We start from the raw sequence: 14,659 nt of genomic DNA, 5'->3' as shown, positions 1-14,659 counted from the left end.
CGGACGGCCACCCGCTTGACCGTCACTTTGTCGATACGGCCACTTTCGGTCAGGAACGGCTCTCGATCGAAGCGATTTATTCACCGAACGATCGACCGTGTGTCTGAATTGCCCCGATTGTTACTCACTAAATCGTGATCTTTCCCTAAAGCGCCACGGGTTTGGTGCCGAAGACGACTGTGACCTTGAAGTCCGTCCCCGCACCCCAGGAGGCCCGGTGTCCGTTCTCCTCGAGCAGCCCGCAAGCCTGGTCGCCTACCGCCCGAACAAGCCGACCGCAATGGTGGTCGTGGCCGATCCCCGCGTCCGCTCCACCGTCACCCGCCACTTGTGGGCGCTCGGTGTGCGCGATGTCATCGAGGCCTCGTCCATCGCGGAGGCTCGTCCCCGCATCGGCAACCCCCGCGACATCTGTGTCGCAGACGTCCACCTGCCCGACGGCTCCGGCCTCACCCTTCTGTCGGAGACCCGCGCCGCGGGCTGGCCCAACGGCCTCGCCCTGTCCGCGGCCGACGACATCGGCGCCGTGCGCAACGCCCTCGCCGGCGGCGTGAAGGGCTACGTCGTCACCGGCACCCGCACCAACGTCGGGCTCCCCACCCGGCCCGGTGCCGCCCCCATCGGCGCCGCCGCCGCCCGTATGCACCGTCGCCACCCGGGTGCCCCGAGCCACCCGGGCGGCTACCGCGAACTGTCCGGTCGCGAGGTCGAGGTGCTCCGGCTGGTGGCGGAGGGCCAGTCGAACAAGGCCATCGGCGTCTCGATGGGCCTGTCCGCGCTGACCGTCAAGAGCCACCTCGCCCGCATCGCCCGCAAGCTCGGCACCGGTGACCGCGCCGGTATGGTCGCCGTGGCCCTGCGGACCGGCATCATCCACTGAGTCCCGCCCCTACCGATTTTCACAACTTGATCATTCACTGACGTGAACGGGATCGGCCGCTGGTCCCGCCCTCGTCCCGCACCCGCCGTGAGCCGGATCCTTCCCTTGACTGACTGGTTTACGACCCTCTGGCGCCCGCCGACGGAACGTTCCATCGGCGGGCGCTGTCCATACACAGATACCCTTGACAGGTGACCGACGCCCAAGAAACCGCAGCAGACAGTTCACTGCGAACCACCGGAGGCGCCCCTCCGGAAGACGACGGATCTTCTGTTACGGAGGCGCCGATCCCCTTGCTTGAGCCCCGCGAGGGCATTCCGCCCGTGATCGCCGACGATGCCGCCCTCGCCGACGTGATCGCCGCGTTCGCCGCGGGCTCCGGCCCCGTCGCCGTCGACGCCGAACGCGCATCCGGCTACCGCTACGGCCAGCGTGCCTATCTGGTGCAGCTGCGCCGCGTCGGCGCGGGCTCCGCGCTGATCGACCCCGTGGCCTGCCCCGACCTGACCGGCCTCGGCGAGGCGCTGTCCGGCGTGGAGTGGGTGCTGCACGCGGCCACTCAGGATCTGCCCTGTCTGCGTGAGATAGGCATGGTGCCGACCCGGCTCTTCGACACCGAGCTGGCCGGGCGGCTCGCCGGGTTCCCCAGGGTCGGCCTCGGCGCGATGGTCGAGAACGTCCTCGGGTACGTCCTGGAGAAGGGCCACTCGGCCGTGGACTGGTCGACCCGGCCGCTGCCCGAGCCCTGGCTGCGGTACGCCGCGCTGGACGTCGAGCTGCTCGTGGATCTGCGCGACGCGCTGGAGAAGGAGCTGGACCGGCAGGGGAAGCTCGAGTGGGCGCGGCAGGAGTTCGACGCGATCGCGGCCGCGCCGCCGGCCGAGCCGCGCAAGGACCCCTGGCGGCGGACGTCCGGGATGCACAAGGTGCGCAGACGCCGGCAGCTCGGTGTCGTTCGGGAGCTGTGGCAGGCACGGGACCGGATCGCCCAGAAGCGGGATGTGTCGCCGGGCAAGGTGCTGAGTGACGCGGCCATCGTGGAGGCGGCGCTCGCCGTGCCGGGCAATGTGCACGCCCTGGCCGCGCTGAACGGTTTCGGACACCGGATGGGGCGGCGGCAGCTGGAGCAGTGGCAGGCCGCCGTGGATCGTGCGAAGGCCCTGACCGAATCGCAGTTGCCGGCGCCGGGGCAGCCGGTCGCGGGACCGCCGCCGCCGCGGGCCTGGGCCGACAAGGACCCTGCTGCCGCGGCTCGGCTGGCCGCGGCTCGGGCTGCGGTGTCGGCGCTGGCCGAGCAGCTCAATATGCCGCAGGAGAACCTGATCACGCCGGACACCGTGCGGCGGGTCTGCTGGGAGCCGCCGCAGGTCGTGAGCGCTGAGTCGGTCGCGGAGGCGCTGGCTGGTTACGGGGCTCGGCCCTGGCAGGTGGAGCAGGTCACGCCGGTGCTGGTCGCCGCCTTGTCCGCCTAGTCGGCCGCGCCAAGCGGAACAGCAACGTCGAGATCACGCCAAGATCCTCTGGCGGCATGTAGGGGGATGGGATGTAGAGGTCGTGGCGCGCCCCAGAAGGGGCGCTCGCCGCCGCCCGGTTTGTATGTGACCTTCGCCGCTCCACCCGCCAGGACTGTGCAGCTACGTTACTCATAAGTAGCATGGCCATGAGCAAGCGCTCAGCGTCCCGCACCTCTGGAGGAGAGCCATCGTGCCTCGTACCCTCAGGGACGTCGTCTTCGTCGACGGCGTCCGCACCCCGTTCGGCAAGGCGGGCCCGAAGGGCATCTACCACGAGACCCGCGCCGACGACCTCGTCGTCAAGGCCATCCGGGAGCTGCTGCGCCGCAACCCCGGTCTCGACCCGAAGCAGATCGACGAGGTCGCCATCGCCGCGACCACGCAGATCGGTGACCAGGGCCTCACCATCGGCCGTACGGCGGGCATCCTCGCCGGTCTCCCCCAGTCGGTGCCCGGCTACTCCGTCGACCGTATGTGCGCCGGCGCCCTGACCGCCGTCACCTCGGTCGCCGGCTCCATCGCCTTCGGTGCCTACGACGCCGTCATCGCCGGTGGTGTCGAGCACATGGGCCGCCACCCGATGGGCGAGGGCGTGGACCCGAACCCGCGGTTCGTCAGCGAGAAGCTGGTCGACGAGTCCGCCCTGTTCATGGGCATGACCGCCGAGAACCTGCACGACCGCTACCCGCACATCACCAAGCAGCGCGCCGACGAGTACGCGGTGCGCTCGCAGGAGAAGGCCGCCAAGGCGTACGCCAACGGCAAGATCCAGGCCGACCTGGTCCCGGTCTCCGTGCGCCGTACGAACCCCGAGGCCGGCGAGACGGGCTGGGGCCTGGTCACCGCCGACGAGCCGATGCGCCCGGGCACGACCCTGGAGAACCTCTCCGGCCTGAAGACGCCGTTCCGTGTCCACGGCCGGGTCACCGCCGGTAACGCGGCCGGTCTGAACGACGGCGCCACCGCCTCGATCATCGCGTCCGAGGACTTCGCCCGCGAGCACGACCTCCCGGTGAAGATGCGCCTGGTCTCCTACGCCTTCGCGGGCGTGGAGCCGGAGGTCATGGGCTACGGCCCGATCCCGGCCACGGAGAAGGCCCTCGCCAAGGCGGGCCTGTCGATCGAGGACATCAACCTCTTCGAGATCAACGAGGCCTTCGCCGTCCAGGTCCTGGCCTTCCTCGACCACTACGGCATCGCCGACGACGACGAGCGCGTCAACCAGTACGGCGGCGCCATCGCCTTCGGCCACCCGCTCGCCTCCTCCGGCGTCCGTCTGATGACGCAGCTGGCCCGCCAGTTCGAGGAGCAGCCGAACGTCCGCTACGGCCTGACCACCATGTGCGTCGGCTTCGGCATGGGCGCGACGGTCATCTGGGAGAACCCGCACTTCGAAAACGCCGGAGGCAGCAAGTGAGCACCACCGCTGAGCTTTTGAAGGGTGCGGCCGAGCTGTTCCCCGACGAGGTCGTGACGTCCGCACACGTACGCCACCTCGACCTGCCGTTCGGCGCCGGGCGCTTCGCGCTCATCACGCTGGACAACGGCTTCGACCACACCAAGCCGACCACCTTCGGCCCGGCCTCGCTGGCGAACCTCAACACCGCCATCGACCAGGTCGAGAAGGAGGCCGCGGACGGCGACATCGTCGGCGTCGGCATCACCGGCAAGCCGTTCATCTTCGCCGTCGGCGCCGACCTCAAGGGCGTCGAGCTGCTGAAGGAGCACAAGGACGCGCTCGCCATCGGCAAGGGCGGCCACGAGGTCTTCAAGCGTCTGTCGGGCCTCGCGGTCCCGACCTTCGCGTACTACAACGGCGCCGCCATGGGCGGTGGCGTCGAGGTCGGTCTGCACTGCAAGTACCGGACCGTCTCGAAGGCGCTGCCGGCCTTCTCGCTGCCCGAGGTGTTCCTCGGTCTGGTCCCCGGCTGGGGCGGCTGCACGATCCTGCCGAACCTGATCGGTGCCGACAAGGCCGTCTCGGTGATCATCGAGAACAGCCTCAACCAGAACAAGCAGCTCAAGGGCCAGCAGGTCTTCGACCTCGGTATCGCCGACGCCATCTTCGAGGGCGCCGACTTCCTTGAGCAGTCGCTGATCTGGACCGCCCAGGTCCTGAAGGGCGACGTCGAGGTCGAGCGTCCGGTGATCGACCGCGGTGAGGCCTGGGACCAGGCCGTCGCCAAGGGCCGCTTCATCGCGGACTCCAAGGTGCACGGCGCCGCTCCGGCCGCCTACCGCGCGCTGGACATCATCGCCGCCGCCAAGAACGGCGACCTGCAGCAGGGCTACGACGCCGAGGACAAGGCGCTCGCCGACCTGATCATGGGTGGCGAACTTCGCTCCGGCATCTACGCCTTCAACCTGGTGCAGAAGCGCGGCAAGCGCCCGGCCGGTGCGCCGGACAAGAACCTGGCGCGTCCGGTCACCAAGGTGGGCGTGGTCGGCGCCGGTCTGATGGCCTCGCAGCTGGCTCTGCTCTTCCTGCGCCGCCTGGAGGTGCCGGTCGTCCTGACCGACATCGACCAGGAGCGCGTCGACAAGGGTGTGGGCTACGTCCACGCCGAGATCGAGAAGCTGCTCGGCAAGGGCCGTATCAACCAGGACAAGGCCAACCGCCTCAAGGCCCTGGTGACCGGTGTCCTGGACAAGGCCGAGGGCTTCGCGGACGCGGACTTCATCATCGAGGCCGTGTTCGAGGAGATCGGCGTCAAGCAGCAGGTGTTCGCGGAGGTCGAGGCGGTCGCCCCGGCGCACGCGATCTTCGCGACGAACACCTCCTCCCTCTCCGTCTCGGAGATGGCGTCGAAGCTGAAGAACCCCGAGCGGGTCGTGGGCTTCCACTTCTTCAACCCGGTTGCCGTCCTCCCGCTCCTTGAGATCGTCCGCGGCGAGAAGACGGACGACGCCTCGCTGGCCACGGCCTTCGCCGTCGCCAAGAAGCTGAAGAAGACCGCGGTCCTCACCAAGGACGCCCCGGCGTTCGTCGTGAACCGCATCCTCACCCGCTTCATGGGCGAGATCCAGAACGTCATCGACGAGGGCACCCCGGTCGAGGTCGCCGAGAAGGCCGTCGAGCCGCTCGGTCTGCCGATGTCCCCGCTGGTGCTCCTGGAGCTGGTCGGTCCCGCGATCGGTCTGCACGTCTCGGAGACCCTCAACCGGGCCTTCCCGGACCGCTTCACGGTCTCCCCGAACCTCGCGGCCGTCGTCAAGGCGGGCAAGCGCGGCTTCTACGTGTACGACTCCGGCAAGCCGGAGCTGGACCCGGAGGTCGCCGCGCTGCTGAAGCAGGGCGACTCCGTCCTGACCGAGGAGCAGGTCCGCGACCGCGTCCTGGACGCGGTGGCCCAGGAGATCGGCCTGATGCTCGACGAGGGCGTCGTCGCCGAGGCCCAGGACATCGACCTCTGCCTGATCACGGGCGCCGGCTGGCCCTTCCACCTGGGCGGCATCACGCCGTACCTGGACCGCGAGGGTGTCTCGGAGCGCGTGAACGGCAAGAAGTTCCTGGCGCCGGGCGTGGCGAGCGTCCCCGCGTAGGCGCTCCGCTGTGAACGCCGGTGCCCCGCACGCCGAGTTGGTGTGCGGGGCACCGGCGTTGTCGGTAGGTACGTGGGGGCTCCGCCCCCAGACCCCGCATCGGCCCGAACGGCCTTGTCCTCAAACGCCGGACGGGCTGACATTGCCCGGTCCGGCGTTCAGGTGGTGACGGTGGGTCAGACCTCGCGCCAGGCCTCCAGCGCCAGCCCGGGCTCGTTCTTGCGCCGGGTGACCAGCAGTTGCCCGGTCGATGGCGAGGCCGTGGCCGCGACCACCCGTTCGTCCTCGTCCAGGGCCATCGCCACCACCGCGTCCGCCGGCAGCTGTGGCCCCGACTCGGTCCACCACGCGCCCGCCGACTCCTGTTCCGTCGGATATGCGGCGAAGGCGACGCGGCCGCTCGTCGAGCGCTGGGCGAGCAACGTGCAGTCGTGGCCGTCGAGTTCGCAGCGCAGCACGGACACCGGGCCGGGGCCGGCGGACGTCAGTAGGGTCACCGGCTTGGTGCCGGGGCGCCAGGCGCACAGGTCGCCCGAGTCGTCGGCGTAGAAGACGGTGGTGTGGTCCGCCGAGGTGGCCAGGGCGGAGAGGGTGCCCGGCCGCACCGGCGTCTCCATCGCCTCCTCCAGGACCGGGACGCTGCCCGGCTTCTCCTGCTGCCAGTGCAGCAGGGCTCCGGGGACGGCCGCGTACAGCTCGACGAGCCCCGACTCCCCCGTCACGGCGGCCAGCCGGTCGTCGACCTCGCGCCCCTTGAGGTCGCGCCACGGCCCCCAGCCGCCCACCTCCTTCTGGCCGCGCATGCTCACGCCGCCCTCCTTGTTGCGGACGAAGACATGGGCCCGGCCCTGCGCGTCCACCGTGACGGCGGGCGTGCCGGTGCGGTCGCCGGCCTTGTCCGGGTGGCCGATGGACATCCAGTCCAGCGGGGCCAGCCGAGGCCGGAAGTGCGTGGAGTGCACCAGGCCCGCCTCGCCCGCCCTGGTGGGGCGCCAGGCGGCCAGATGGGCATACTCGTCGGCGCCCTGGCCGACCGCGGGGCCGGGGCGCAGCTTCTGGTCGCCGCCGACCTTGCGCGGGGGTTCCCAGGGGCCGCCGGGTCCGAGTTCCGCCCGGCACAGGACGGCGTCGTCGGTCGGCAGATAGACGCTGAGGCGGCCGTCGCGGCCGCGGATGAGCCAGTCGCCGTTCACCGGATCACCATATGCGGGGCGAGCCTGTGCTCGTGTCCCGCCCCCGCTTCTCGGCGCACGGCATCCGACCGCTCGGGACCGGACACGGGTCGGCCCCCGCTCCTGGTGACATGGAGCGGGGGCCGAGTGACGATGACGGAAACGGGTCAGACGGTGTCCGGTGGGAACCCGTGGTGCGCTCCCCCACGGACCAGCACCCGCCAGGCCTCGATCTGCCCGGAGCAGTCGGGGAACGCCACGAGCCGGAACGCGGGCTCCCAGCTGACGGTGAGCTCACCCGCCTCGCCGACGCTCACACCGACGACGGAGGGCTTCAGCTCACCGAGAATCGCGTTGAGCTTGGCGGCCCGGGCGTCGTAGATCATGCGGAACTCGTCGAAGGCCTGTGCTCCCGCCCCCTTCTGCGCGTAGCGCATGTCCGCGGACCCCAGGAGGATCGTCCCGTCCTGCACGATGCGGAACGGGCACTGCAGATGGGCCATGACGGTCTCGCCCCGAGGGTCGTCGAACTCCACGACCCCCATGTCCGCGGCCCTGCCGACGGAACGGACGACCGCGCCCGTCAGGATCCCGGCGATCTCGTCCGCCCGGGTCTCAGCAGCCACCGAACAACCCCCTGCCTTCCTCGACGATGCGATGGTAGCCGTAGCCACGGCCGGTGATCCGGTCGTGCAGCATGCGGCGCTCGGCGGGAGTGACGTCGCGTCCGAGTTCACCCTCGATCTTCTTCAGCGCGTCCCTGAACTCCTTGTTCTCGGCCTGGTTGCCGCGCGGCGAGTGCTTGCCGTCGTCGTCGAGGTCGCCGTTGTCCCAGGTCTCCTTCATCTCCGCCAGACCCTTTTCCCAGTCGAACCCGCCGTCGTCGTTGTGGACGAGGAGCGGGGTCGTACCGGCGACGACGTAATAGGTGTGGATGTCGTCGATGGTGAGGTCGTGCGTGCGCTGGAGCCTGTGGAACTCGCGGGTCTTCTCGACCCGGACCGTGGCGCCGTCGACCGTGCGCAGCGTCATGCCGGGCGCGAGGTGGCCGGCGTCGATCCAGGTGCCCTCGGAGGGGGACCAGAACGGGTGCGTCGTCGTGGACGTCAGGGACTGGCTGCCACGGGCGCCCTCGCGGGAGACCGTGAGGTCGACGAAGTGCTTGTCGTCCTCGGTGATGATGGTGGCGACCACGGTCCGCGTGGTGGTCAGACCGCTCCGCGGGTCGGTGACCACGATCTCGTCGCCGAGCCGGACGTCCTCGATGGGCTTGGTGGACCCGTCGGACATCAGCACGTGCGTGCCCGGCGTGAAGCTGTGCCGGCCGCCTCCCACGAGGCACTGGACGGGGATGGAGTCCGCCTTCTTCAGGGCCGCCTTGAAGCCCTTGAAGACGACCTTGGCGCCCTTGCCGAGCAGACCGGTGCCCACCGCGATGCCCGCGTCGATCGCCGCGGCCTTGCAGGCGCTGCCGGAGCCCGTGGCGCAACCGACGTAGTCGTCGATGCCCAGGACCTCCAGGATCCCGGGCCCGTTCTGGTCGCCGAACCAGCCGAGCTTGCCCACCGCGGAGCAGAACTCCGAGCCCCCCGAGTTCAGGAGCGTGCACCGGGCTCGCGCCCAGTTCTGGAGGTTGTGCTGGTAGTCCAGGCGCTCGTGGTAGTAGGGGAAGTGCTCGGCGAGTTCGGCCTGGGTCGGGATGTAGACGCCCTGGATGGTGATCGAGTCACCCTTGGGCTGGATGACGATCGGCTTCTTGCCGTAGGTGCCGTTGCGCCTGGCCTCCTGCGACATTTTTACGGCGGTGCCGTAACAGGACTGCGTTCGCTGGCAGTTGTTGGAGTTGCCGTCGATGACGCCGTCGGTGTCACCGGGAACACCGGCGCAGATGCCGTCCGCGCCGCCGCCGGGCGCCCCGTGGATGCAGCCGAGGCCGTCGGGGTCGGCGAAGGTGAGCGGGCTGTTGTTGCTGTAGGCGTAGCCGTTCAGCGCCTGCGGGTCGTCCGGGGTGAGCAGCGGGTCGACCGACAGGAACCGGCCGGTCGCCGGGTCGTACTCACGGGCGCCCAGGTGCTGCAGCCCCGTGGACTCGCTGTCGTCGACGCCGCCGACGAAGCCCTGCACACCGGGCCAGCTGCTCGGCTCGGCGCCGCGGATTCCGCCGAAGGGCAGGGTGCGGCGCTGCGTCAGCTGCTGGTTCGCCGCCTCGACCGCGAGCTGTCCCGACCCCTGGTGGTCGGCGACGGTGAACGAGACCGAGCCGTCGTTGTCGATCACGGCCTGGTGCCCGCTGCCGAGGTCCAGGGTGCGGGTGGCCTCGGCGGTGGTGGTGCCCTTGGCCACGGTGATCCGGGTGGCGCCGAGGTAGAGCGTGTTCTCCTTCGAGGTGCGGGCGATGAGCCGGTTGCCGGCCGCGTCGTAGACGTACTCGGTGATGTCGTCCGGCTTGCCCTCGACCGGCTTGGTGACCTTGACCAGGTGGCCCTCGGCGTCCCAGTCGAGGTCCTGGGTGGTGCCGGCGAGGGTGCGGGTGTCGGTGTTGCCGACCACGTCGTAGCCGTAGGAGTCCTGCGCGGTACCGCCGGGCCCGGTCTGGGTCACCGTGTTCACGGCGTGCGGACGCGGCAGGCCCGGGTCCGGGTAGTCGTAGGTGCGCACGGTGTTCTTCGCCGTGTCACCGGTGACGTCGTGCAGGGTCTCGGACTCCCGGTTGCCCACCTTGTCGTAGGTGTAGGAGTGCCAGTACGGCGCGGGGCCGCCGACGGTCTGTCCGCTGGGGGCCGTGGCACAGGTGCTCGTGGCCTGGGACCAGGCCGTCGTCATCCGGCGCAGGTGGTCGTACGTGAAGCACTGGGTGTCCGTGCCGGAACGGGAGACGTCCGAGACGGACAGGATGTTGCCCATCTGGTCGTAGCCGTAGGTGTTGTTCCGGTCGACGCCCGGCACGTCCTGACGGTCCACCCGGGAGGTGGCAAGGCGCTGGGTGCCCCACTCGTAGGTGTTGGTCACCCAGGTCTTCTTGCCGCCGTTGTTGGACAGTTCGAACTGGAGCGGCTTGCCGGTGAGGCTGTAGCTGGTGGCGACGTCGATTCCCTGGCTGCCGCTGAGCGCGATCGGCCGCTGGGTCTGGTCCTCGTAGGTGAACGCCACGGTGGTGGCGGGCAGGGCGCCGGCGGCCGGGGAGCCGGTCGAGCGCACCGAACCGTCCACGTTGAACGCGGTGGCCGACAGATAGGTGCCGGCGAGCGCTCCCTCGCTCGCGGGGATCGTCACGGTGGAGCGCAGCACGCGGTACAGGCGGTCGTAGGCGACGACCTTGTTGGTGTACGCGTCGGAGCCGACGTAGCGGGTGGACTCGGCCAGGTGGCCCTTCGCGCCGCTGATGGTGTCGTACACCCACTTGGCACGCAGCTTGCCCGTGGCGCTGTTCTCCCGCAGCTCGGTCTGCCGGCCGAGGCCGTCGTGGACGTAGTAGAGGTCGGTGGACCGGTCGTCGGAGATGGACAGGACCTGGCCACGGTCGTCGTACTCGGTGGAGCTGGGGCCCTTGTCCGGGTCGACGGTCGTCTTGAGGTTGCCGAGCAGGTCGTAGGTGTAGCTCCAGACGTTGCCGGCCGGGTCGGTCAGCTTCTGCAGCTCGCCGCGCGGGGTGTAGGCGTAGCGGGTGGTGTCGAACGCGGCCTGCGCGGACCGGGTGTGATGCTGGCGCAGCTCGGTGGTCCGGCCGCGGCCGTCGGTGACGGTCGTGGTGGCGGTGCCGCCCTCCGGCGGGATGACCGTGGTGCGGTCGCCGCCGTAGATCGTGCGGGTGGTGCCGAGCACCGGACCGCCGTCGCCGTTGCCGGCGATCTGCTCGCTCACCGTCGGGCGGCCCATGCCGTCGAACGTGGTCCGCGTCTGGGTCTCGACCGAGAGCGCGTCCGTCGGCTTGAACAGGGTGCGCGCGGGCGCGCCCGTGGCGTAGTAGGTCTCGAAGGTCTTGCCGACCAGGCCGCGCTCGTCGTAGAAGACGTCGGAGAGCAGCCGCCCGCCGTCGGGGCCCGGCTTCTGCGTCTGCCGCTGGCGCAGGAACCCGTCGTACAGGCTGTACGCGGTGACCTGGCTGCCGCCGGAACCGAGCGCCTTGGTGGCGACCGCGACCGGCTGGCCGTCGGTGACGAGGTAGTCGAACTCGTAGCTGGGAGTCAGCGTGGTCTGGCGGTCGGCCAGCCACACCTTGGTGGTGCGGCCGAGGGCGTCGTAGGCGAAGGTGGTCACCTTGCCGTTGGCGTCGGTCTGGGTCAGCGGCAGCCCGCGCGCGCCGTGGCTCGTGGTGTTCGCCAGAGCCGTGGTCGCGTCCCCGGGCTTGGCCGGCGGTGTGGTCGTCACCGTCTTCGTGACGAACCCGGTGGTCGGTGTGCGGTCGGTGGTGGTCGTACGGCCGTCCGTGCGCGGGCTGCGTACCGGAGCGCCGGTGCCCGTGACCGTGACGTTCGCGGTCAGGTCGGTGCTGGTGAGCACCCGGCCGTAGGAGTCGAACGTCGCACCGGACTCCAGGTAGGTGGCCGTGGTGCCGTCGTGCTTCTTCAGCAGGGCCGTCGCCGTGACGTCGCCCTTGGTCGGGGCCGCGCCGTAGGCGCCGCCGTCGTAGGCCGAGCGGACGTCGGAGATGACGTCCTTGGCACGGTCGACGGGGTCGTCGCAGGCCTTGGCGACCGTCTCCACCCGCGCGGGCAGGTTGAGGATGTTGTCGGTGGTGTTGGTGGCGTACGTGGTGCGGGTGCAGCGGTTGTCCGCCGCGGTGGAGTTGTCGCCGAAGTCGTCGACCTGGGTGACCCGTCCGGCCACGGTGTCGTACGAGGTGGAGGTGGAGGTGGTCCGCCAGGACGCGCCCGCCCCGTCGTCCAGGGAGGTCCACGCCTTGGTGGTGCCGATGCCGGTGAAGTTGGCGGTGACCGTGCCCCAGTCGCGGGTCTTCTTCGCGGTCTGGTGGTACCAGGGACGGTTCACGGTCTTGGTGAGGACCCGGCCGCCGTTGCCGGAGTATCCGACGGTCTTGTAGGCGGTGCCGGCGAACGCCTCGTGGTCGGTGATCGGGTCGCCCTCGCCCTCGCCGAGGCTGACGCTCACGCTCTTGGTGCCGCCGGTCGGGGACTCGCGGTCGCCGTCCATACCGCGCAGGAAGTACGAGTCGGTCTGCGACTTCATCGCCGCGTCGCCGCCCTGTCCGCCGGTCTTGACGCGGACCTGGCCGTAGCCGCGCCACTGGGACCAGGTCTTGGACTTCTCCTTGGTCAGTCCGTCGTCATCGTCGTAGTGCCAGGCCGCCGGGCCCAGGTACTCGTACCGGGTGAGCTGGTCGGGCGCCCCGCCGGTGCGGTCGGTCGCGGTGACCGAGGTGACGACGTACTTGTTGAACCAGTGCCGGTCGGGGTCGTCCGTGGCGCTGCCGCCGATGTACTGCGGGAAACAGCGCGTGGTGTTGGTCTGCGGGGTGGGCAGCGCGGCCCAGTCACAGGCCGGCGCCGAGTAGCTGACGTCGGTCTGTCCGCCGTACTCGTCGGCGATCGTGGCCAGCCGGGACTTGATGAACGGGGCGAAGCCGTCGCCGGTCCGGTCGAGCCGGTTCGCCAGCTGGACGTAGTCGAAGGTGGTCTTCGGCAGCGTGATAGCGGGCGTGGCGGTGTGGCCGGTGTGCTGGATCGAGTCGAGCAGCAGCTGGTAGTCGATGTCCGCCATGCCCCAGCGGTGGGTCAGCTTCCAGGAGTCGACCTTCTGGTAGGCGCCGGCGGCGTCGATGACCTGCGTGGTCACCTCGCTGAGGCGCTTGCGCGTCCAGAACGTGGGCGAGAGGCGGCCGTTGTCGCAGTCCTTGCCCTCGTCGCAGTTGAGGTCCCACGGGGTGTCGTACCAGTACGCCGAGTCCGTGGAGATGGACGAGCAGGTGGTCCGGGAGTCGGGCAGGCAGCGTTCGGCGTTGGTGAAGGTGACCTTCGCGAGCGCCGGAGTACCGTACATCGCCGAGGACTTCAGCCCGTACTGGATCTCGTCGAGGTAGCCGCCGCGGGTGTAGCGGGTGTCGTCGGCGGCCTTCAGATTGCGGCCGTAGGAGTTCTTCTCCTGTGTGTAGTAGTAGGCGATCGCGTTGCCGCGCGGGTCGACGACGTAGTCGAGGTTCCAGCGCCAGGCCTGCTGGCACCAGGAGTCGGCGAAGGCGGACTCGTGACACGGCTCGTTCGCGTCGTCGCCGAAGACGGGGGTGGTCCAGGCGGAGTTGGTGGTCTTCTTGCCGTCGGCCCAGCCGGGCAGCCGGTGGTAGCCGAAGTAGTAGCGCACACCGTCGGGATCGGTCAGCCGCCAGTACTCGCCGTTGTCGTCACCGTTGCCCCGGTCGGTGGACGTCAGCCGCGCGATGCGGGTGCCGTCGTCCTGGCGGAGCTTGAACTCGCCGCCGGTGCCGGTGGGGACGAGCTCGCCGCCCTTGCCGTTGAAGCTGATGAAGGCATTGTCGTAACCCCAGCACAGATCGCCGGGCTTCATGCCGTCACTGTTCTCGACCCCGTCCTCGGCGCACGGCTTGTAGCGGCGCTCGATATAGCCCGGCCACATGTCGAAGCCGCTGCCGATCCAGGAGGACTGGTTGTTGGTCTCGCTGGTCCGCCCGTCGACCGAGCCGGAGGAGTAGCCGAGCCCGATGCTCGGCTTCAGACCTCCCGGCACCTCGGGGACGCCCATGTCGTAGGACCAGGCGAAGTCACCGGTGTTGAGATTGGTCTGCCAGGTCGCGGACGGAGCGAGGGTGGTCGCCTTGTAGTCACCGGTGGCCGCGCTGTCGTCCGCCACGGCGGCGAGCACGGTCGGCTGCGCCGAGCTGAGCCGCACGGACGGAGCGGTGAGCGCACCGCCCTCGGTGTCGTTCACAGCCTCGACCGGCTTCTGGATACGGCACTTGGCCTGCTCCGGCGTCTTCAGGACGCAGGCGGGCAGCTCGACCAGGGTGAGCCGGGCGCCGTAGCCGCCGCCGTACGCCTGGGTGAGGGCGCGGTAGTCGACGCGCACCCGAGCAGCGCCGGCGGTGAAGCCCGTGCGCTCGGGGGCGAGCGTCACGAGCAGCCCGTCGACCGCGGCCCGCTCGGTCCGCCCCCGCCCCGCCAGCTCGACCCGCACCGCACCGGCGGCACCGCGAGCCTTGGCCGCGCCGACGGAGACCGGCAGCTTCCCGGCCTTCACCGGAGCCGGCGCCGCGCCCTTCGCTCCCGCCGGGGTCGCGCCGAGCGTCACCCGACCCGAACCCGCCTTCGGCCATGCGGCCTTCGGAGCGGTGCGCGGGGTGCGCGGTCCGCGCGCGACGTCACGGGGCTTCCCCTTCGTCACCGCGGCACCGGCCACCGGCCGCTCCGCCGTCGACAACCCCGGCCGGCCCCGCCCGTCGTCCGCCACGGCACCCGCGTTCGCGGGGGCGGTGACTCCCTGCAGCACGGTCGCGACCATGACGATTCCGGCAGCCAGCGCGGTCTTCCGTCTCCACCGAGCCGCCCGGCCCGGTCGTGCCGTATCCCTCATCGTTCCCC

The 14,659-nt window shown here is 70.3% G+C and carries 7 protein-coding genes; 4 read left to right on the top strand and 3 right to left on the bottom strand.

What is annotated here, in order from left to right:
- Positions 1–217: 217 nt before the first annotated feature.
- The 4 genes from ACZ7NC_RS01625 (at position 218) to ACZ7NC_RS01610 (ending at position 5,937) form a co-directional block, all read left to right on the top strand.
- Positions 218–880 carry a response regulator transcription factor gene (locus tag ACZ7NC_RS01625; RefSeq protein ID WP_003997051.1) on the top strand — a complete coding sequence of 221 codons (663 nt, stop codon included), beginning with the start codon at positions 218–220 and terminating at the stop codon, positions 878–880.
- Positions 881–1,071: 191 nt separating this feature from the next.
- Positions 1,072–2,352: an HRDC domain-containing protein gene (locus ACZ7NC_RS01620; protein ID WP_471483928.1), complete on the top strand. Its 1,281-nt coding sequence runs from the start codon at positions 1,072–1,074 to the stop codon at positions 2,350–2,352.
- 232 nt (positions 2,353–2,584) lie between these two features.
- Positions 2,585–3,811: a thiolase family protein gene (locus ACZ7NC_RS01615; RefSeq protein ID WP_471483926.1), complete on the top strand. Its 1,227-nt coding sequence runs from the start codon at positions 2,585–2,587 to the stop codon at positions 3,809–3,811.
- Positions 3,808–5,937 carry a 3-hydroxyacyl-CoA dehydrogenase NAD-binding domain-containing protein gene (locus ACZ7NC_RS01610; RefSeq protein ID WP_471483925.1) on the top strand — a complete coding sequence of 710 codons (2,130 nt, stop codon included), beginning with the start codon at positions 3,808–3,810 and terminating at the stop codon, positions 5,935–5,937. Before ACZ7NC_RS01615 ends, ACZ7NC_RS01610 begins: the two co-directional genes overlap by 4 nt.
- A gap of 176 nt (positions 5,938–6,113) precedes the next feature.
- Here the strand turns inward: ACZ7NC_RS01610 and ACZ7NC_RS01605 are convergent, their stop codons facing one another.
- The 3 genes from ACZ7NC_RS01605 to ACZ7NC_RS01595 form a co-directional block, all read right to left on the bottom strand.
- The gene (locus ACZ7NC_RS01605) at positions 6,114–7,130 is read right to left on the bottom strand and encodes a hypothetical protein (RefSeq protein WP_471483923.1); all 1,017 of its coding nucleotides are present in this window, start codon (positions 7,128–7,130) and stop codon (positions 6,114–6,116) included.
- A 146-nt stretch (positions 7,131–7,276) separates the two neighbouring features.
- Positions 7,277–7,735, bottom strand: a complete 459-nt coding sequence (locus tag ACZ7NC_RS01600) for a hypothetical protein (RefSeq protein ID WP_471483921.1) — start codon at positions 7,733–7,735, stop codon at positions 7,277–7,279.
- On the bottom strand, positions 7,725–14,579 hold the full coding sequence (locus ACZ7NC_RS01595; RefSeq protein WP_471483920.1) for a polymorphic toxin-type HINT domain-containing protein: 6,855 nt from the start codon (positions 14,577–14,579) through the stop codon (positions 7,725–7,727). The genes ACZ7NC_RS01600 and ACZ7NC_RS01595 overlap by 11 nt, the downstream gene beginning before the upstream one ends.
- Positions 14,580–14,659: the final 80 nt, after the last annotated feature.

The sequence above is a fragment of the Streptomyces sp. NPDC111802 genome, from assembly GCF_055634335.1.
This window is presented reverse-complemented; position numbering and strand designations above follow the sequence as displayed.